Source organism: Nocardia sp. NPDC058497 (assembly GCF_042720195.1).
Lineage (GTDB): Bacteria > Actinomycetota > Actinomycetes > Mycobacteriales > Mycobacteriaceae > Nocardia.
Window position 1 is genome coordinate 18163 of record NZ_JBHXMY010000001.1, and the last position, 19966, is coordinate 38128.

Sequence of the window (19966 nt, forward strand, 5' to 3'; positions counted from 1 at the left end):
GAGGGATACTTCTACGGGTGAGCACTCCCGCGGTAACCAAACCGGCCATTCTGAGCGTTGACGACGACCCCGGTGTCTCCCGGGCGGTGGTGCGCGATCTGCGCCGCCGCTACGGCGCTGACTACCGGATTCTGCGGGCCGAATCGGGGCCGCAGGCGCTCGAGGCGCTGCGGGAGATGAAGCTGCGTGGCCAGCCGGTCGCGGTGCTGATCGCCGACTATCGGATGCCCGGCATGGACGGCATCGAATTCCTGGAGCAGGCGATGGACCTGCATCCCTACGCCCGCCGGGTCCTGCTGACCGCCTACGCCGACACCAATGCCGCGATCGACGCGATCAATGTCATCGATCTCGACCACTATCTGCTCAAGCCGTGGGACCCGCCGGAGGAGAAGCTCTACCCGGTACTCGACGGCCTGCTCGATGCCTGGCGCAGTGCCGAACAGCGGCCGGTGCACGAGACGAAGGTCGTCGGCGACCGCTGGTCGCCGCGATCGTCGCAGGTGCGAGAGTTCTTGGCGCGCAACCAGTTGCCGTATCGCTGGTACCCACTGGACGAGCCGGAGGGCGCCCGGCTGCTCGAGGCGGCGGGCGCCGATCCGCTGACCTGTCCGGTGGTGATCACCGCGGGCGGCACCGCCCTGATCCAGCCCAGCGACAGCGAGCTCGCCGAAAACGTCGGGCTCACAGTCGAACCCAGCGGCGACTTCTACGACCTGATCGTCGTCGGCGGCGGTCCGGCCGGGCTCGGCGCGGCCGTGTACGGCGCGTCGGAGGGCCTGCGCACGGTGCTGGTGGAGCGCACCGCCACCGGTGGGCAGGCCGGGCAGAGTTCACGGATCGAGAACTACCTGGGCTTTCCCGACGGGTTGTCCGGTGCGCAGCTGGCCGACCGGGCGCGCAGGCAGGCGGCCAAGTTCGGCGCGGAGATCATCACCACCCGCGATGTCGTCGGGCTCGAGGTCAACGGGTCGGCGCGCACGGTGCGTTTCGCTGACGGCGGCAAGCTGTGCGCGCACACGGTGCTCATCGCGACCGGTGTCGACTACCGGCGTCATCCGGCGCCGGGTGTCGACGAATTCACCGGGCGCGGTGTGTATTACGGCTCGGCGATGACCGAGGCGGCTGAGTGCGCCGAGCAGGATGTCTACATCGTGGGCGGCGCCAACTCGGCCGGGCAGGCGGCGGTGTTCTTGTCCCGCAACGCCCGTCGCGTGCACATCGTGGTTCGTGGCGGCGCGCTGGAGAAGTCGATGTCGCACTATCTGATCCAGCAGATCGCGCAGATCCCGAACATCGTGGTGCACACCGAGACCGAGGTGGTCGGCGTCGACGGTGACGATCACCTGGAGCGGATCATCCTGCGCGACAACCGGACCGGCACCGAGGACAAGGTCGACGCGCAGCGGTTGTTCCTGTTCATCGGCGCGGCGCCGCAGACCGGCTGGCTCGACGGCGTCGTCACCAGGGACGAGGCGGGCTACGTGCTGGCCGGTCCCGACCTGATGATCGACGGCGCCCGCCCACCCGGCTGGGAATTGCCACGGCCGCCGCATCACCTCGAGACCAGCGTGCCCGGCGTGTTCGTCGCCGGTGACGTGCACGCCGAATCCGCCAAGCGGGTGGCCTCCGCGGTCGGCGAGGGCGCGATGGCCGTCATGCTCGTCCACCGGTATCTGGCGTAGGAGCGGGAATGACTCTGATCTGCGATCCGAACGAACTGCGCACGCTGTTCCTGTTCGAGAAGCTCGACGACGACCAGCTGGCGCAGCTGTGCGCGGCGGGCCGGATCGAGTACATCGATCCGGGCCCGGTGTACCGCGAGGGCGAGCCGGCCACCTGCTTCTACGTGCTGATCGACGGCGAGGTGCGGCTGACGAAGCTGTCCGGCGGCACCGAGATCGAGATCAACCGCACCGACCACCGGGGCGTCTACGCGGGCGCGTGGATGGCCTACCTCGGCGACAAGGTCAGCCAGGATTACGCGGGCTCGATGTATGTCCTGCGGCGTTCCCGATTCTTGGTGCTGGCGGCCGCCGACTTCGCGCGCATGGTCACCGACTGGTTCCCGATGGCGGTGCATCTGCTCGAGGGCGCGTTCTTCGGCGGGCAGAAGTCGAGCCAGCGGATCGCGGAGCGGGAACGGCTGCTGGCGCTGGGTTCGCTGTCGGCCGGGCTGACCCACGAGCTCAACAATCCGGCCGCCGCCGCGGTCCGCGCCACCGCGGGCCTGCGCGAACGCGTCGCGGGCATGCGGCACAAGCTCAAGATGATGGCCGAGGGCAAGTTCACGCCCGAGGCGTTCGTGAAGCTGGTCGAACTGCAGGAGCAGGCCGCCGAGCAGGTCGCCAAGGCGCCCGAGCTGTCCCCGCTGGAGGCGGCCGACCGCGAGGACGGCCTGGCCGACTGGTTCGACGACCACGGCATCGCCGACGGCTGGAACCTCGCGCCGACCTTCGTGCAGGCCGGTCTCGACATCGACTGGCTCGAAGGCGTGCACGCGACCCTCGAGGCCTGCCAGACGCAGGTGTTCGAGGGCGCGATCCGCTGGCTGAACTACACCATCGAGACCGAGCTGCTGATGAACGAGGTCGCCGACTCGACGACCCGCATCTCCACCCTGGTCGGCGCGGCCAAGCAGTACTCGCAGATGGACCGCGCGCCCTACCAGGTGGTCGACCTGCACGAGCTGCTCGACTCCACGCTGGTGATGCTCAGCCGCAAACTCGGCGACGGCGTGCGGGTGGTCAAGGACTACGACCGGGCGCTGCCGCCGATCCCCTGCTTCGCGGCCGAACTCAACCAGGTGTGGACCAACCTCATCGACAACGCGGTCTACGCGATGGGCGGCACCGGCACGCTGACCGTGCGCACCTACAAGGAGAACGACTGCGCCGCCGTCGAGATCGGCGATACCGGCCCCGGCATCGCGCCCGAGGTCAGGAGCCGGATCTTCGAGCCGTTCTTCACCACCAAACCGGTCGGCGACGGCACCGGACTCGGCCTCGACATCTCGTTCCGGATCGTGGTCAACAAGCACAATGGCGATATCCGGGTCGAATCCGAACCGGGCGACACCCGTTTCATCGTCCGCTTGCCGCTGGATCCGCAGGCGGACAACGACAGCACACCGTCGAACACAGGAGATCAGTGATGTCTGAAGAGTTCGAAGGAATCGACCCGACCGTGCCGCCCAGCGGGGCCGGTTGCGCGGAGTGCGACGCCGCGGGCGGCTGGTGGGTGCATCTGCGGCGCTGCGCGGAATGCGGGCACGTGGGCTGCTGTGACAGCTCGCCGAGTCAGCACGCGTCGAAGCATTTCACCTCGACCGGGCACCCGTTCATGCAGAGCTACGAGCCCGGCGAGGACTGGTTCTACAACTTCACCACCAGCGAGATGTACAGCGGCGGGCCCGAGCTCGCGGCGCCGACCAGTCACCCGGTCGACCAGTCCGTGCCGGGACCGGCCGACCGGGTGCCGGCGAACTGGCAGTCACTGGTCCACTGAGCGCTACGGCTTCATCCCGGCGGCCTCGGCGACGGTCTTGTCGGCGTTGCCCGGCGCGAGGCAGACCAGCTTCGCGGTACCGAGCGCCACATTCGGGCTGCCCTCGAAGGGGCCGCCGGGATGGGCAGCCAGGATCTGCTCGATCGCCTGCTTCTCGCCGTCGCCGTCGAGCTCGTTGAACTGCGCGCAGGTGACGGTGGCGCCCGCGGCGGGCGCGGCCGTCGTCGCGGCGGGTGTGGTCGCACTCGCGCTCGCGCTGGAGGTCGGCGTGCCCTTGCGCAGACCGTTCGCGTCGGTGGCGTCGTCGGAACCGCATCCGGCCACCGTCAGGCACAGCGCCCCAGCAGCCAGGACGACGAGGGAGATTCGATTCATCTGCAGCTTTCCCCGGTGGGTTGTTGCGCCGGCACCTCCGGCGCGTCCGGTGCAGCGTACCGGCTGGTTGCCGTGGTTCGTCATGTCAGCCACTTTCGGCCCTCGACCTTGCGATCTGCCAAACGATCCCTGATCGTCCGGGCGGATTCGCCGGGACGCGGCAGAATGGGACGGTGGCTGAACTATCGCTCACCGCCCGGCTCAACCCCTCGGCAGCCGACGCACGGCGCGGGGTGGTGCGTCTGCACCCCGAGACGCTCACCGCGCTCGGCCTGCGCGAATGGGACGGCATCGGGCTGACCGGAGCGCGCCGGACCGCGGCGGTGGTGGCGAAGGCGCCGGCGGGCACCCCGCCGGGGGTGGCGCTGCTCGACGACGTGACGCTGTCGAATGTGGGACTGCGGGAGAACGCGGCGGTCACCGTCGCCCCGGCGACCGTCTACGGCGCCAGGCAGATCTCGCTGAGCGGGTCGGCGCACGCGACAGCCAGTATTCCGGCGGCCACGTTGCGGCAGGCTCTGCTGGGCAAGGTGGTGACGGTCGGCGACACGGTGTCGCTGCTGCCGCGCGACCTCGGGCCCGACATCAGTTCGTCGGCGGCCACGCAGGCGCTCTCGCGCACGTTCGGCATCGCCTGGACCACCGAGCTGCTCACCGTCACCGCGATCGAGCCGATGCCGGGACCGGTGAGCGTACAACCCAATTCGGCCGTCGGCTGGGGGCGCGGCGCGGCCGCGATCATGCACGCCATGGAGCGCGACTCCGACGCCGACCTGAACGGGATACCGGCCGATCTGGTGTCGGTGAGTTCGGGGAGCGCGCCGATCCAGGTCGAGGATCTGGCGGGGGTGCAGGGGCAGGCGGCCAAGCTGGCCGAGTGGCTGAGCCTGGCGCTCGACGAACCCGAACTGCTGAAGACTCTCGGCGCACCCGCTCATCTGGGCGTGCTGGTCACCGGCCCGGCCGGGGTCGGCAAGGCGACGCTGGCCAGAGCGGTCGCGGCGCCGCGCCGCCTCGTCGAGCTCGACGGGCCCAGTGTCGGCGCGATGGAGAGCGGCACCCGGTTGCGCGAGGTCGCCGAGGCCGTGGGCGATGTCGCCGCCGGGCGGGGCGGGATCCTGCTCGTCACCGATATCGACGCGCTGCTGCCCGCCGACGCCGAACCGGTCGCCACCCTCATCCTCGACCAGTTGCGAGGCGCGATGCGTTCGCCGTGCGTCGCCCTGCTCGCCACGACCGCCCATCCCGCACAGGTGGATTCGCGACTGCGCGCGCCGGATCTCTGCGATCGCGAACTGGCACTGCCGCTGCCGACCGCGGTGGTCCGGCGCGCGCTGCTGGAGCAGCTGTTGCGCAAGGTGCCCGCCGGGGCGCTCGACTACGACATGATCGCTTCGCGGACACCGGGTTTCGTGGTCGCCGACCTGGCGGCACTGTGCCGGGAAGCCGCGGTCAGGGCGGCGGGGCGGGCCAGCCGCGACCAGGCCGAGCCGGAGCTCACCCAGGACGATCTGGTCGGCGCGCTGGATGTCATCCGGCCGCTGTCGCGTTCGGGGACAGAGGAATTGGCGATCGGCTCGCTCAACCTGGACGACGTCGGCGACATGGTGGAGACCAAGCAGGCGCTCACCGAGGCGGTGCTGTGGCCGCTGCGCCACCCCGATTCGTTCGCCCGGCTCGGCATCGACCCGCCGCGCGGTGTGCTGCTCTACGGCCCGCCCGGCTGCGGCAAGACATTCCTGGTGCGCGCGCTGGCGGGGACCGGTCAGCTGAGCGTGCACGTGGTGAAGGGCGCGGAGCTGATGGACAAGTGGGTCGGCTCCTCCGAACGCGCTGTTCGCGAATTGTTCCAGCGCGCCAGGGATTCCGCGCCGTCGCTGATCTTCCTCGACGAAGTCGACGCGCTCGCGGCGCGCCGCGGCCAGAGCGGCGACTCCGGTGTCTCGGACCGGGTGGTCGCCGCGCTGCTCACCGAACTCGACGGCGTCGAACCGCTGCGTGACGTGGTCGTCGTCGCCGCGACGAACCGGCCCGAGCTGATCGACCCGGCGCTGCTGCGCCCCGGTCGGCTGGACCGGCTGGTGTTCGTGCCGCCGCCGGACGCCGCCGCCCGGCTCGACATCCTGCGCACGGCGGGCCGCTCGGTGCCGCTGGCGGGTGACGTCGACCTGGCCGCACTCGCCGAGGACCTCGACGGCTACTCGGCCGCCGACTGCGCCGCCCTGCTGCGCGAGGCCGCGCTGTCGGCCCTGCGCCGCGATATGTCGGCCGCCGATGTCACCGCCGACGACGTGGCCACCGCGCGAAGCACCGTCCGGCCGTCGCTGGATCCCGATCAGGTCGAGTCGTTGCGCCGGTACGCCGAGAGCCGGGCCTGACCCGCTCACCCGCGTCATCGACGACGTCGCAGCTAGAAGGGTGTTTCGGCGAGTATCGTCAAGTTGTGCCCACGTTCGGGGATGGTGTGGATGCGGTCTCGGCGTTCGCGGGCGCCGCGATCGCGGGAATCGCACTGTTCGTGCCGTTCACCTCCCGCTCCAGCACGGTGATCGACACCCCTTATCAGTTGGCCAGCTGGGAAAACAGCATTCCCCGCGCGACGACCCTCGGACTGATCGCCGCCGTCGTCGTGGCCGCGCTGATCCGGCCGGGACTCGACTGGCTCGTCGCCGCCTGCGCCGCCGCGGCGCTGGGGCTCAATTATTTTGTCGGCCACACCATGGCCTCGGCCGAGGTGCTCACCGCCCAGAACTATGTGAACGCGCTGTTCGGCGGCGTGATCTTCGGCGCCCTGTGCCTCTGTTCGCTGCGGATGCGGTGGGCCGCAGCCGGTTTCGCACTCGGCTCGGTTGCGGTGTTCGTGTACGGCGAAGTGATCGAGCTGGTCACCGATTACATGGTGACGACGACGGACCGGGCCGTGCACAGTCCGTCGGGGCTCATCATCGCCGCTGTCGTGCTGCTCGCCGTGAACTCCGTCCGGCACCGGCACACCATCTCCCAGCCCGCCGGGCCGCCGCTCACCGCCGATCTGCCGATGGTCCCGATCGTGTCCGCGACGATCCTCGCGCTGTCGGTGCTGCTGGCCACCGAATCGCTCCAGCGTGAGTTCGCAGAGGGCCATCCGGGCTTCTGGCCCATCGCGCTCGCGGTGACGGTCACGGTCGTCGCCGCGTTCGTCGCGGCCACCCTGCTGCCCGGTCGCGACGGAACGGGTGTTCTGGCCGCCGTCAGCCTGGCCGCCGCGGGCGACTCGGTCATCGATGGCCCGAGCCTGGGCTGGAAGATCGTGCTCGTGCTCGGCGCGGCGGCCGCGGGCATCCTGGCAGGCATGCGCTGGGCCTCGCCCTGGGCCACCCTGTGCGGCGCCGCCGCGATCTGCGTGTTCGTCACGTTCTCCGAACGCCTGCCGTGGACGTTCGTCTGGACGACCGGCGCGCTGGTGCTGGCCGTGGTCGCCGGGTATGCGTTCGGCTCGATCCGGGTCGGCTACGGGCCCAGTGCCGTGCTCGGACTCGGCGCGGTGTACCTGCCGTCGATCCTGTGGTCGATTCCCACCGGTCTGCGGAACTGGCCGACCGGCGCGGATCCGGTGTCCGAAGCCACGGCAGGCCGGACCGCGCTGGCCATCACGATCGGCGCCGCGGCCGCGCTGCTGCTGCTGTACCGGATCCGGTCCACCGAGCCGACGCCTGCGGTCACGCCATAGCCGTACCCGGCGCGACATCCTCGGTGCCGCCGCCGGGCGTGATCCCTGCTGCCGGGGCGCGCCGATCGCCGATCGCGACGTCCCAGGTGAGCGGGGTGTTCGCCGGTATCGTCGAACGGTGCCCAAGATCGGGGATGGTCTGGACGCGGTCACGGCCTTCGCCGGGTCCGCGGCGGCCGGAATGTCGCTGTTCCTGCCGTTCACCTTCGGGGAGGGCGCCGAGGACAAGTCGCCCTATCACGTCACCAGCCTCATCAACAGCGTGCCGCGCGCGGCGGCGCTCGGGCTCATCGTGGCGGTCGTCGTCGCCGTGCTGGCCAGGCCGATCACCCGGCCCGGCCTGATCTGGCTCACCGCGACGGCCGGGGCGGCGGCGCTGGCGGTCAACTACTTCGTCGGGCGGGCGATGGTCTCGGCCGACGTGCTCACCACCCAGAACTACATCGACTCGCTGTGCGGCGGCGCGCTGTTCGGCGCGCTGGGGATCTGCGCGTGGCGGATGCGCTGGGCCGCAGCCGGTTTCGCGCTCGGCGTGGTGGTGGTGTTCGTCTACGGCGAGGTCGTCGCCGTGTTCACCTCGAACTCCGCGGCGACGGCGGACAAGACGGTGGGCACCCCGTCCTGGCTGCTCCTCGCGGCGGTCGTGCTGCTCGCGGTGACCACCGTGCGCCATCGGCACGGCATCATGCTGCCCGCGGTGCCGCGCCTTGCCGCCGATCTGCCGATCAGCCCGATCGTGGCCGCCACCGTGCTGGCGCTGTCGCTGCTGGTCGCCACCGAATGGCTCGGCCGCGAGTTCGACGGTCGCCGCGGGAACTTCTGGCAGATCGCGCTCGCCGTGGCGATCACCATCGTGGCCGCGTTCGCCGCGGCCACCCTGCTGCCCGGCCGCGACGGGGCCGGTGTCCTGGTCGCGGTCAGTGTGGCCGCGGCGGCCGACTCGCTCGGTGACGCCTCCGCTCTCGGCTGGCATCTCGTGCTCGTCCTGGTCGTCGGCACGGCCGCCGTCCTGGCGGGCCTGCGCTGGGGGACATCATGGGGTGTGCTGCTCGGCGCGGCCGTGATCTGCGTATTCGCCTCGGTGGCACAACGGTTCCCGTGGTCGTACACCTGGACGGCCGGGACGTTCCTGCTGACCTGCGTCGCGGGCTTCGCGGCCGGCTCGATCCGGGTCAGCTACCTGCCCAGCGCCGTGCTCGGACTCGGCGCGCTGTACCTGCCGTCGATCCTGTGGTCCATTCCCACCGGGGAACGGCAATGGCCGACCAGCACGACCGTCGCCGACGAGAGCACGCCGGCCAGGGCCGCGCTCGCCATCACCATCGGCGTCGCGGCGGGTCTGGTCCTGCTGTACCGGATCCGCCCCACTGCGGCGGAGAACGCGGCCGTGCCATAGCCGAGCCCCCCGCGACATGGCCGACGCGACATCCGCGGTACCGGCGAACATCCCGTCATCGCCCGTAGGATCGGAGCGAGCTACTCGACCGCTACCGACCCGACGGAGGAGAGTTGCTCGCCGTACTGCTCGTCCACGCGCTGGCCGCCCTGGTGGCCCCGCTGTGCGTACGAGTGCTGGGCCGCAACGCTTTCTACCCGCTGGCGCTGGTTCCGCTCGGCAGTCTCGGCTGGGTGATCGCGCACTGGGGAACGACCGTGCGCACGCATACACAATGGGCGCCGCAGATTTCGATGGACATCGACCTGCGCTTCGATTCGCTCGCCGCGGTGATGGCTGTGCTCGTGCTCGGCATCGGCGCGCTGATCCTGGCCTACTGTGGCCGCTATTTCGAGCGCGACGAAGCCAGGCTCGGCGTATTCGCCGCCGAGCTCATCGGTTTCACCGGCGCCATGTTCGGACTGGTCATCAGCGACAACATGCTGCTGCTCTACGTGTTCTGGGAAATCACGACGGTGCTGTCGTTCCTGCTCGTCGGGCATTACGCCGAACGCGCGGTCAGCCGAAGGGCGGCGATCCAGGCACTGCTGGTGACCGGTGCGGGCGGGCTGGCGATGCTGGTCGGGATCGTCATCCTCGGGACGCGCTACGGCAGCTTCCTGCTCTCCGATCTGCTCGCGACAACACCGCCCGCCGGGACCGCGGTCTCGGTGGGGATCACGCTCGTGCTGCTCGGCGCGATCAGCAAATCGGCGATCGTGCCGCTGCACTTCTGGCTCCCGGGCGCGATGGCGGCGCCGACCCCGGTGAGTGCCTATCTGCATGCCGCCGCGATGGTGAAGGCGGGCGTCTATCTGGTGGCGCGGCTCGCGCCCGCGTTCGCGCAGACGGCACCGTGGCATGTGCTGCTGCTGCCGCTCGGTATCGCCACGATGTTGCTGGCCGGCTGGCGAGCGATTCAGGTGCACGATCTGAAGCTGGTGCTGGCGTTCGGCACCGTCAGCCAGCTGGGTCTGCTGATCACGATGACGGCGATCGGCACGCCGGACGCGGCCCTGGCCGCCATCACGCTGCTGGTGGCGCACGCCCTGTTCAAGGCGAGCCTGTTCATGGTGGTCGGCATCATCGACCACGGCGCGGGCACGCGGGACCTGCGCCGGTTGTCCGGGCTCGGCAGGCGGGCGCCGTGGCTGTGCGCGGTCGCGGTGATCGCGGCGTGCAGCATGGCGGGGCTGCCGCCGTTGCTCGGGTTCGTCGGCAAGGAGTCGGCGCTGAGCGCGCTGTGGTCGACCGAGGTGCTTGGCACGCCGGCGAGGGTGGCGTTGCTGGCGGGCGTTGCCGTCGGGTCGGCGTTCACGGTGGCCTACAGCATCCGATTCGTGTGGGGCGCTTTCGGTGTCACCGCGAATCCCGAGCGCGTGGTGACCTGGCACGCGCCGGGTCCGCTGCTGCTCGGCCCGCCCGCGGTGCTCGCGGTGGCCGGGCTCGCGGGCGGTCTCGACACCCGGGCCGTCGACCACTGGCTGAGTCCCTACGCCACGTCACTGCCCGGCGTCCTGGACACCCACCTCGCGCTGTGGCACGACTTCACCGGGCCGCTCGCGCTGACGGTGCTGATCGTCGCGGCCGGTCTCGCGCTGTTCCTGATCCGCGGCCGGATCGGCGAACCGGCGCACCCGCGACTGGGCAATGCCGACCGCAACTACGACGCGGCCCTGCGCGCGATGGACCGGCTCTCGCTGCGCATCACCGGCACCGTGCAGTCCGGTTCGCTGCCGGCGAGCCAGGCCGCCATCCTCGGCACCCTGATCGTGTTGCCGACGATCCTGCTCGCCCTCGGCACCCGCACGGGAGTCGAACTGCGCCTGTGGGATTCGCCGTTGCAGGCGGCGATCGGGGCGATCATGATCGCGATGGCGCTGGCCGCGACGGTGTTGCGCAACCGGTTGGCCAGCGTGCTCGTCGTCGGGGTCACCGGCTACGGCTGCGGCGTCATCTTCGCCCTGCACGGCGCACCCGACCTGGCCCTGACCCAATTCCTGGTCGAGACACTGACTTTGGTGATCTTCGTGCTGGTGCTGCGCGCGTTCCCCGCCGAGATCGCCGAAGACCAGGCCACCGCGTTCAAGGTCAGGCGGGCGCTGCTGGCGATCGGCGTCGGGGTCACCGTCGCGGTGCTGGCCGCCTTCGCCACGGCCGCGCGCCGCAGCGAACCGATCTGGCAGGCCATTCCCGACGCGGCCTACCGGATCGGCGGCGGCAAGAACGCGGTCAATGTGCTGCTGGTCGACATCCGCGCCTGGGACACCCTCGGCGAGATCTCGGTGCTCGTCGTCGCCGCGACCGGCGTCGCGTCGCTGGTGTTCCGCAGCCGCCGCTTCGGCAGCGCGCCCCGCGCCGCCGACTCACCCCACTACGACCCCGACGCGGTGAGCTGGCTGCCCGCGGCCCGGCTGGTCGACCGGCGCGAACGCTCGATGGTCCTGCAGATCACCACCCGCCTGATCTTCCCCACCATCATGGTGCTGTCGGTGTACTTCTTCTTCTCCGGCCACAACGCGCCCGGCGGCGGCTTCGCGGGCGGCCTGATCGCCGGACTCGCGCTGACCCTGCGCTATCTGGCCGGCGGGCGCTACGAACTCGGCGAGGCGCTGCCGGTGGACGCCGGGCACCTGCTCGGCGCCGGACTCACCCTGGCCGCGGGCACCGCGACCGCGTCGCTGCTGCTCGGCGCGCCACCGCTGTCCTCGGCGATCGTCGAGGTGACGCTGCCGGTCCTCGGTCATATCAAGCTGGTCACCGCGCTGTTCTTCGACCTCGGCGTCTACCTGGTCGTGGTCGGGCTGGCACTCGACGTGCTGCGCAGCCTCGGCGCCCGCCTGGACAAGGAACTGGTATGACCGCCAACCTCATTCTGCTGATCACCATCGGCGCGCTCACCGCGTGCGGTGTCTACCTGCTGCTCGAGCGGATCGTCTCGAAGATGCTGCTCGGCATGATCCTGCTCGGCAACGCGGTGAACCTGCTGATCCTCACCATGGGCGGACCGGACGGGAAACCGCCGATCCTCGGCAGTTCCGACACCGCGCACGACGGTATGGCCGACCCGCTGGCCCAGGCGATGGTGCTCACCGCGATCGTGATCACCATGGGGCTGGCCGCTTTCGTGCTCGCCCTCGCCTACCGCGCCTACATGCTGACCACCACCGAGGACGTGCGCAACGACCCCGAGGACGCTCAGATCGCCGCCAAGCGGGAACAGGAGGATCCCGAACAGTGACCCTGTCCCCGGAACTGCTGCCCGCCATCGCCGCACTGCCCGTGCTGATCCCGCTGCTCGGCGCCGCGGCGACGCTGGTGTTCGGCCGCCGCCCCCGGCTACAGGGGATGATCTCGCTGAGCGCGCTGTCGTGCGTGCTGGTGGTCAGCGCGCTGCTGCTGTATCTGGCCGACCGCGACGGCACCACCGCGGTGCAGGTGGGCGGCTGGCCGACGCCGATCGGGATCACCCTGGTGGTCGACCGGCTCTCGGCGGCGATGCTGCTGGTGTCGGCGTTCGTGCTGCTGGTGGTGTCGATCTACGGTGCGGGACAGAACATCTCCGACGGCGACGAGCATCAGCCGACCTCGATCTACCGGCCCACGTATCTGGTGCTGACCGCGGGGGTGTCGACGGCGTTCCTCGCCGGTGACCTGTTCAACCTGTTCGTCGGCTTCGAGGTCCTGCTCGCGGCGTCGTTCGTGCTGCTCACCGTCGGCGCCACCGAGGCACGCATCCGCACCGGCATCGCCTATGTGATGGTGTCGATGGTGTCGTCGCTGATCTTCCTGATAGGCATCGGCATCACCTACGCCGCCACGGGGACACTGAATCTCGCGCAACTGGCCGTGCGGCTGGAAGCGACGCCGAGCGGTGTGCGCACCGCCTGCTACGCGGTGCTGCTGGTCGCGTTCGGGGTCAAGGCGGCGGTGTTCCCGCTGTCGAGCTGGCTGCCCGACTCCTACCCCACCGCCCCGGCGCCGGTCACCGCCGTCTTCGCCGGTCTGCTCACCAAAGTCGGTGTGTACGCGATCATCCGCACCGACACCCTGTGGTTCCCCGACGGCGCGTTCGACGACATCCTGCTCGTGTGCGGGCTGGCGACGATGCTGGTCGGCATCCTCGGCGCGATCGCGCAGACCGACATCCGGCGACTGCTCTCGTTCACTCTGGTCAGCCACATCGGCTACATGGTCTTCGGTATCGGGCTGGCCACCACGGCCGGCCTGACCGGCGCGGTCTTCTACGTCGCCCACCACATCCTGGTGCAGACCGGGCTGTTCCTCGCGGTCGGTCTCATCGAACGCCAGGCTGGCTCGGTGTCGCTGCGCCGGATCGGCGGGCTGGCCACCGCGAGCCCGCTGCTGGCCGTGCTGTTCCTGGTGCCCGCGCTGAATCTCGGTGGTATTCCGCCGTTCTCGGGGTTCATCGGCAAGGTCGCTCTGCTGGAGGCGGGCGCCGCCGACGGCAGCGTGCTGGCCTGGGTGCTCGTCGCGGGCTCGGTCGTCACCAGCTTGCTGACGCTGTACGCGGTGGCCAGGGTGTGGAGCAAAGCCTTCTGGCGCCCGCGCGAAGAAGCACCGGAGGGTCATCTCACCGCCGCGAAACCACCGACCCTGGTGGAGGATACGACCGACGTGCACTACGAGGACCGCACCGACCCCGGCCGGATGCCGGTGCTCATGGTGCTCGCGACCGCCGGCCTCGTCACCGCCGGACTCGCGCTGACGGTGCTCGCCGGGCCGATTCTCGGCATCGCCGAACGCGCGGCCGCCGACCTGAACGACCCGTCGGTCTACATCGACTCGGTGCTCGGACCGGAGGCGCGATGAACACCCTCGGGATGTTGGTCAACCGCGACAACGTGCTGCGCGTCGGCGTGCTCGCGTGGTTGACCTGGGTGTGGGTCGCGCTGTGGGGTGACCTCAGCGCCGCCAATGTCATCGCCGGTTTCGTGGTCGCGCTGATCGTCGTCTTCGCGCTGCCGCTGCCGCAGGTGCCGGTCACCGGACGCTTCCACCCGCTGTCGTTCCTCGAACTGATCGTGGTGAGCGTCTACTACGCGCTCGAATCGAGTCTGCAGGTGGCGTGGTTCGCGATCCGGCCCGCCGGGCCACCCGTGTCGGGCGTGCTGCGGGTGCACCTGGGCATCAAGTCCGATCTGGTCCTGGTGATAGCGACCGACCTGCTCAACCTGATCCCCGGCACCATGGTGCTCGAGCTGGACCGGGCGCGAAGTGTGGTCTATGTCCACGTGCTCGACGTGGGCAGTGAGAAGTCGGTGCTGAAGTTCTACAGCACCACACGGCGATTGGAGCATCTGCTGATCAACGCCTTCGAACGACCGACCGAATGCCGTCGCCTCGAGCCGGAGGAGCAGCCGTGACCGTCGTCGCCGTTGTCGCCGGCATCCTGCTCACCGCGGCGGCGGTGATCACCAGCTACCGCGTGCTGGCGGGCCCGAGCACCCTGGACCGGGTCGTCGGGATCGACTCGCTGATGGCCATGGCCGCCGCCGGACTCGCGGTCTGGGCCGCCTACAGCAACGACACCACGGTGATCCCGGCAATCGTCGCGCTGGCGCTGGTCGGGTTCCTCGGCTCGGCCGCGGTGTCGCGCTTCCGCGTCAGGGACGACCGATGACGGCCTGGGAATGGGTCTCGGCCGTGCTGATCCTGACCGGCTGCGCGCTCGCGTTCACCGCGGCCATCGGTATCGTGCGATTCCCCGACACCCTCACCCGCATGCACGCCGCGACCAAGCCCCAGGTGGTCGGCTTGGTCCTGATCCTCGCCGGTACCGGGATCGACATCAGGAACGACGTCAATGTGTGGATGCTGGTGCTGACCGGCCTGTTCACCATCCTCACCGCACCCGTCATCGCCCACCTCATCGGCCGCACCGCCTACCGCGAACAGCGCCACCGCGACGGCCTGCTGCGGATCAACGAACTCGGCAACGCCGCCGACGACTAACCGGCGGCCACCCGCACCATCGCGGGCCGGGGCGCCGCGGCGAACCAGGTGGCATGGAACGCGGCGGCCACCGCGGCCAGCAGCCCGATGACGATCGCGCCCGCGAGCACCGGATGCTGCGCCATCGGCACCGCCAGGTACCGGTAGGACAGCAGCAGCCCGGCGAAGACGACCGCACCGAAGCCGACCATCCGCACCCGGAACGCACCCCAGCCGCGCTCGGGCGCCCGCAGCGCCGACTCGACTGTCAGGCACAGCACCGCGCCCGCCACCAGGTCGACGCCGTAGTGGTAACCGAATCCGAGCGTCGCGGTCACGGTCGCGGCCAGCCAGAACGCACCACCCCAGCGCAGCCAGGCGGGCGCGCGTGACCCGTCGACATCACGACGGGTGTGGATGAACAGCGACAGCGCCCACGCGGTATGCATCGACGGCATGCAGTTGCGCGGGGTGAACGCGTCGAACGGCAGCGCCCCCGGGCTGCGGTCGATCGGCGGCAGCGCCGTCGGCCAGAAATTGCCCACCTGGAAACCGTGCCCGTCCGCGCCGAACGCGAACATCGGCCCGACGACGGGAAACAGCACATAGAACAGCGGCCCGACCAGCCCGAGCACCAGGAACGTCCGAACCAGATAGTGCGACGGCCATTCCCCGGTCCGGACGACCTTGCGCAACTGCCACACCGCGACCACGATCGCCGCCACCGGCAGCTCGATGTACACCCAGTGCAGCACCGCGTACACCTCGGGCCCGAGCACATCCAGCACCCGGCCCATCACCCACGACGGATCACCGAGCGCGTGATCGGCGAGCAGCAGATATTCGTCGAGCACCGCGGGCCGCACCGCTGAGGTGACGTGCAACCACACGTCACCGACCTTGGTGGCGAGCACGAGCAGCGCACCCAGCGCCGCCGCCTTCAACGCGTCCGTGCGTTCGCGGCCGCTCCAGCGCACCGCCGCGACGATCGCGAGCACGGTCAAGACGATCGTCGGCCCGTTGCCGACCGTGAACGGCTTGCCGTCGAGCATTCGCAGCGCGGCGCACACCGCGTCGATCCCGATCGCCGCGAACACCGCGTAGACCCGCCTGCGCGCGTTGACCCCGGCCAGCGCGAGCACCAGCCCGGCCCACGGCACCGACATCGACTTCGGCGTGCCGATGTAGTCGCGGGCCAGACTCGCCAGCGGTCCGTCGAAACCGTTGACGAACGCGGCGATCTGCAATCCGATGAGCAGCGCCAGCACCGACGACACCCCGGCGACGGCGAGTGCGCGTGGCTCACGGAGACGGTTCAGGAGAGCGGCACCCCCCGCAGCGCCGCGCGGATGTTCGACAAGCATCCCGACATCGTAAACGGCGGGTAAACGCCACCCCGCCGCGAAGCTGAACGCTACTGATCCAGCTCGCGCACCAGCGAATCCACGACCGCGACAAGATCACCCTGCGACTGCGCGGCGACGCGACGTTGCCGCTGGTAGGAGGCACCGTGGCGGGGAATGTCGGCAACGGCGGCCAGCTCGTCGGCGCAGCCCAGCCGCTTCGCGGTCGGCTCCAGTTTGTTCAGCAGATCCATCAGATCGTCTGTGACCAAACGCTCATTACTGGCGTCGTCGACGATCACGATGGCGTCGAGCCCGTAGCGCGCGGCCCGCCACTTGTTCTCCTGCACATGCCACGGCGGCAGCGTCGGCAGCTCCTCGCCCGCGTCGAGCCTGCGCTCCAGATCGACTACCAGGCAGTGGATCAGCGCGGCCACCGAGGCCAGCTCGGCCCGGCTGGACAGCCCGTCGCAGACCCGGATCTCGATCGTGCCCCACTTGGGCGCGGGCCGGATGTCCCAGTGCATGCCGCCGAGCTGTTCGAACACACCGGTTTTGAGCTGGTCGTGCACGAATCCCTCGAACTGCGGCCAGTTCTCGAACTGGAACGGCAGCCCGGCGGTCGGCAACTGCTGGAACATCAGCGCGCGATTGCTGGCGTAGCCGGTGTCGTCGCCGGACCACATCGGCGAGGACGCCGAGAGCGCGAGCAGATGCGGATACGACAGCAGCAGCGAGTTCAGGATCGGAAAGACCTTGTCCCGGTGCGAGACTCCCACGTGCACGTGCACGCCCCAGATCAGCATCTGGCGGCCCCACCACTGGGTGCGCTCGATCAGCTCGTCGTAATGCGGTGAGCGGGTGAGCTGCTGGGCCGACCACTGCGCGAACGGATGGGTGCCCGCGCAGAACAGGTCGACACCGAGCGGATCGGCCGCGCGGCGCACCGCGTCCATGGTGCCGCGCAGATCGTCGACCGCGCCGCCGACCGTGTCGTGCACGCCGGTCACCAGTTCGACCGTGTTGCGCAGCAATTCTTTGGTGACCTGCGGGGTGCCGTCATAGGCACGCAGATCGCCGACGGCGTCGAACACCGCGGAGGCGGTATTGGACAGATCACGCGTCACCTTGTCGACGAGCGCGATCTCCCACTCGATGCCGATGGTGGGCCGGGGCGAACCAGGGAAGGGTACCGACTGGATTGCCCCGGCCATGTGCGTCTCGCTAACCGACCACGCCGCAGGCGACCCGGGTTCCAGCGTCACCCGTGGACAGCGTGGTCTCGTCGGGACCGGTGCCACCCTCGCGGGAGTACCGGGTGGGGATGTTGCCGAAGTTGTCGGCGCCGGAGTGCACGATCAGGGCCTTGCCCTTGACGTTGTCCAGGGTGACCGTGTCGGTCCGGGTGACCAGCTTCGCGGTGCCGTCGGCGTTGACCTGCAGCGAGGTCAGGTCGCCGCTGGCCGGATGCGCGTTGGCCGCGCCGACCTGCAGGTGACCGCCCGCGGAGGTGAAGTCGCCCTCACAGGTGCCGTTCTGGTGGAAGTGCAGGCCGTGGAAGCCGGGGGTCAGGCCCTGCGCCTCGACGGTGACGACGAGGTGGCTGCCCTCGGCGACGATGGTCGCGGTGCCGACATTCGCGCCGGAGCTGTTCTTGAGCTCGGTCTTCAGGCCACCGGCCGCCGGGGCTCCGTGCTCGCCGCCGCCGTGGCCGTCGGTGGTGGTCGGCGCGGCGTGGCCGCCGCCGTGCTCATCGCCGGTACCGCCGGGCGCGGGCGAGCTGGTCCACACCGGCGGCGTGGTTCCCTTGACGTCACTCGACTCCTGGCTGTTGGTGCAAGCAGCGAGACCGAACACGGCAACCGCCAGCACCGGGGTCACAATGCGCCAGGACGGGCGACGAGTTGTCGACGTGGCCATCAGGGAACTCCTTTACGAGTACCGAGTTTACGAGGAAAGCTGGGTGGACAGGGCTGTACCGCTCAAGATGATGCCACAGCGCAGGCACGGCCCCCGGCACCGCGTGCCGCGCCTCGTTCAGCTACCGGTCAGCACGACCACGACGCCCGGCGAGGTGTCACCGGACTTCGGCACGACCGTTCCGCCGACCTCCGCGGCGATCTGGGTGGCCGCGGCCTTGTCGCCCGCGCCGCTGCCGTAGAACACCGTCGTCGCGGTCAGGTTCGAGCCGCCGTAGTTGCCGGTGCTGACATTGCTCCAGCCCGCCGAGGTCAGTTCGCTCGCGGTGCGGGCGGCCAGGCCCGCGACCAGGCTGTTGTTCAGCACCCGCACGGGCACACTCTGATCGACGGTGCCCGCGGGCGCGGCGGGTGCCGTGGTGGTCGGTGCCGTTGTGGTGGGTGCCGTGGTGGTCGTCGGCGCGACAGTCGTCGTGGTCGGGGCTGCGGCCGCGCTGGTGGTCGGGGCGGCGGCCGCGCTGGAGGTCGTCGCGGCGGCCTTGGTCGCGGGCGCCTGCGCGACCGCGCTGGAGGTCGTCGTCTCGGTCTGCTCGGCCGAATCGGATGCCTCGGCACCGGAGTTCGACAACGACATCGCGCCCAGACCGGCGAAGACGATGGCCAGCGCGATCAACACCATCGCCAGCGCGCGCAGCGGTGGGCCGCCGGGGGTGGGATTAGGGTTGCTCACCCGCGCAACCCTAGTCGCAACCACCGCTGTGTGGCTGTCATGTCAGACCTGGAAACCGAGTCGGCGCGCTGCACGCGCTTTCTGCCTGCTCGCCCGCAGCCTGCGCAGGCGCTTGACCAGCATCGGGTCGGCCGCCAGCGCTTCTTCCTTGTCGACGACCGCGTTGAGCACCTGGTAGTACCTGGTCGCCGACATGGAGAACAGTTCGCGGATCGCGTCTTCCTTGGCGCCCGCGTACTTCCACCATTTGCGTTCGAAATCGAGGATGTCGAGCTCACGGCGACTCAGACCACTGTCTTCGTCGATGATGTTGCGGGCCGCTGCGCCGTCCATCTTGCTCCCTCGCCGAGTATCACGAGATGAAAAATGACGCTTGCACGTCGCGGATCATTCAACCATGTAGCGGCCGGATCGTCCGAGCGATGTCCCGGGCGTGTTGACTACAGGCCAGTAGGGTGGCGCAAGCCACAGGGGTCGCCGCTCGCCGAGCCTCGCGAACGGCGATAATGGCGGCCATGGCAATTCTCCCGATCGTGATCGTCGGTGACCCCGTCCTCCACAACCCCACCGCACCGGTGACGGAGACGCCGGCCGAGCTGGCCGACCTGATCGCGGACATGTACGACACCCTGGAGGAATCCAAGGGTGTCGGCCTGGCGGCCAACCAGGTCGGCGTCGGCAAGCGGCTGTTCGTCTACGACTGCCCCGACTTCGACGCGGCGGGCCAGCAGATCCGCCGCAAGGGCGTGGTGATCAACCCGGTACTGGAGACTTCCGCGATCCCGGAGACCATGCCCGATCCCGACGACGACGAAGAAGGCTGCCTATCCGTGCCGGGCGAGCAGTTCCCGACCGGTCGCGCCGACTGGGCCAGGGTCACCGGTACCGACGAGAAGGGCGAGCCGGTCGACATCGAGGGCACCGGCTTCTTCGCCAGGATGCTCCAGCACGAGGTGGGCCACCGCGCCGGCGTCCGCTCCGGCGAGGTGCTGT

General features: G+C 69.9%; 19 protein-coding genes. 13 read left to right on the forward strand and 6 right to left on the reverse strand.

Annotated features, from left to right (window positions below; genetic code table 11):
- The first annotated feature begins 17 nt into the window (after positions 1-17).
- Genes ACFWPJ_RS00110 through ACFWPJ_RS00120 form a run of 3 tightly spaced genes read left to right on the forward strand, consistent with a single transcriptional unit; the run spans position 18 to position 3507 of the window.
- Entirely contained in the window at positions 18-1685 is a 1668-nt protein-coding gene (locus tag ACFWPJ_RS00110) for an FAD-dependent oxidoreductase (RefSeq protein WP_378845404.1), read from the forward strand.
- 8 nt (positions 1686-1693) lie between these two features.
- Positions 1694-3154, forward strand: coding sequence for an ATP-binding protein (locus ACFWPJ_RS00115; RefSeq protein WP_378845406.1), 1461 nt, complete (start codon positions 1694-1696; stop codon positions 3152-3154).
- Positions 3154-3507 carry a UBP-type zinc finger domain-containing protein gene (locus tag ACFWPJ_RS00120; RefSeq protein ID WP_378845407.1) on the forward strand — a complete coding sequence of 118 codons (354 nt, stop codon included), beginning with the start codon at positions 3154-3156 and terminating at the stop codon, positions 3505-3507. The genes ACFWPJ_RS00115 and ACFWPJ_RS00120 overlap by 1 nt, the downstream gene beginning before the upstream one ends.
- Positions 3508-3510: 3 nt before the next feature.
- On the opposite strand, the gene ACFWPJ_RS00125 is transcribed toward ACFWPJ_RS00120, so the two are convergent.
- Positions 3511-3882: a hypothetical protein gene (locus ACFWPJ_RS00125; protein WP_378845409.1), complete on the reverse strand. Its 372-nt coding sequence runs from the start codon at positions 3880-3882 to the stop codon at positions 3511-3513.
- A gap of 173 nt (positions 3883-4055) precedes the next feature.
- On the opposite strand from ACFWPJ_RS00125, the gene ACFWPJ_RS00130 reads away from it, so the two are divergent.
- The 9 genes from ACFWPJ_RS00130 (at position 4056) to mnhG (ending at position 15002) form a co-directional block, all read left to right on the forward strand.
- A complete protein-coding gene (locus ACFWPJ_RS00130) occupies positions 4056-6260 on the forward strand; it encodes an AAA family ATPase (RefSeq protein ID WP_378845411.1) in 2205 nt (734 codons plus the stop codon).
- A gap of 65 nt (positions 6261-6325) precedes the next feature.
- On the forward strand, positions 6326-7591 hold the full coding sequence (locus ACFWPJ_RS00135; RefSeq protein WP_378845413.1) for a hypothetical protein: 1266 nt from the start codon (positions 6326-6328) through the stop codon (positions 7589-7591).
- A gap of 118 nt (positions 7592-7709) precedes the next feature.
- On the forward strand, positions 7710-8987 hold the full coding sequence (locus ACFWPJ_RS00140) for a hypothetical protein (protein ID WP_378845415.1): 1278 nt from the start codon (positions 7710-7712) through the stop codon (positions 8985-8987).
- A 113-nt stretch (positions 8988-9100) separates the two neighbouring features.
- Positions 9101-11887 carry a Na+/H+ antiporter subunit A gene (locus ACFWPJ_RS00145; RefSeq protein WP_378845417.1) on the forward strand — a complete coding sequence of 929 codons (2787 nt, stop codon included), beginning with the start codon at positions 9101-9103 and terminating at the stop codon, positions 11885-11887.
- The gene (locus ACFWPJ_RS00150; protein WP_378845418.1) at positions 11884-12267 is read left to right on the forward strand and encodes a Na(+)/H(+) antiporter subunit C; all 384 of its coding nucleotides are present in this window, start codon (positions 11884-11886) and stop codon (positions 12265-12267) included. Before ACFWPJ_RS00145 ends, ACFWPJ_RS00150 begins: the two co-directional genes overlap by 4 nt.
- Complete coding sequence (locus tag ACFWPJ_RS00155; RefSeq protein ID WP_378845419.1) at positions 12264-13859, forward strand: Na+/H+ antiporter subunit D; 1596 nt, start codon at positions 12264-12266, stop codon at positions 13857-13859. Before ACFWPJ_RS00150 ends, ACFWPJ_RS00155 begins: the two co-directional genes overlap by 4 nt.
- Positions 13856-14413, forward strand: coding sequence for a Na+/H+ antiporter subunit E (locus ACFWPJ_RS00160; RefSeq protein WP_378845420.1), 558 nt, complete (start codon positions 13856-13858; stop codon positions 14411-14413). Before ACFWPJ_RS00155 ends, ACFWPJ_RS00160 begins: the two co-directional genes overlap by 4 nt.
- The gene (locus ACFWPJ_RS00165; RefSeq protein ID WP_378845422.1) at positions 14410-14670 is read left to right on the forward strand and encodes a monovalent cation/H+ antiporter complex subunit F; all 261 of its coding nucleotides are present in this window, start codon (positions 14410-14412) and stop codon (positions 14668-14670) included. The genes ACFWPJ_RS00160 and ACFWPJ_RS00165 overlap by 4 nt, the downstream gene beginning before the upstream one ends.
- Positions 14667-15002: a monovalent cation/H(+) antiporter subunit G gene (mnhG, locus tag ACFWPJ_RS00170; protein WP_378845424.1), complete on the forward strand. Its 336-nt coding sequence runs from the start codon at positions 14667-14669 to the stop codon at positions 15000-15002. The genes ACFWPJ_RS00165 and mnhG overlap by 4 nt, the downstream gene beginning before the upstream one ends.
- Here the strand turns inward: mnhG and ACFWPJ_RS00175 are convergent.
- The 5 genes from ACFWPJ_RS00175 to ACFWPJ_RS00195 all read right to left on the reverse strand — a co-directional run bounded on the left by ACFWPJ_RS00175 (position 14999) and on the right by ACFWPJ_RS00195 (position 19306).
- Positions 14999-16345 (reverse strand): DUF5933 domain-containing protein, encoded by a 1347-nt coding sequence (locus tag ACFWPJ_RS00175; protein WP_378845425.1) that lies wholly within the window; start codon positions 16343-16345, stop codon positions 14999-15001. The genes mnhG and ACFWPJ_RS00175 overlap by 4 nt on opposite strands.
- A gap of 50 nt (positions 16346-16395) precedes the next feature.
- Positions 16396-17538 (reverse strand): glutamate--cysteine ligase, encoded by a 1143-nt coding sequence (locus ACFWPJ_RS00180; protein ID WP_378845427.1) that lies wholly within the window; start codon positions 17536-17538, stop codon positions 16396-16398.
- A gap of 10 nt (positions 17539-17548) precedes the next feature.
- A complete protein-coding gene (locus ACFWPJ_RS00185; RefSeq protein WP_378845428.1) occupies positions 17549-18244 on the reverse strand; it encodes a superoxide dismutase family protein in 696 nt (231 codons plus the stop codon).
- A gap of 117 nt (positions 18245-18361) precedes the next feature.
- Positions 18362-18973, reverse strand: coding sequence for a LytR C-terminal domain-containing protein (locus ACFWPJ_RS00190; RefSeq protein WP_378845429.1), 612 nt, complete (start codon positions 18971-18973; stop codon positions 18362-18364).
- A gap of 42 nt (positions 18974-19015) precedes the next feature.
- Complete coding sequence (locus ACFWPJ_RS00195; RefSeq protein ID WP_378845431.1) at positions 19016-19306, reverse strand: DUF3263 domain-containing protein; 291 nt, start codon at positions 19304-19306, stop codon at positions 19016-19018.
- 182 nt (positions 19307-19488) lie between these two features.
- On the opposite strand from ACFWPJ_RS00195, the gene def reads away from it, so the two are divergent.
- Positions 19489-19966 (forward strand): peptide deformylase (gene def, locus ACFWPJ_RS00200; protein WP_378845432.1); only part of this gene is annotated, 478 nt, incomplete at its 3' end.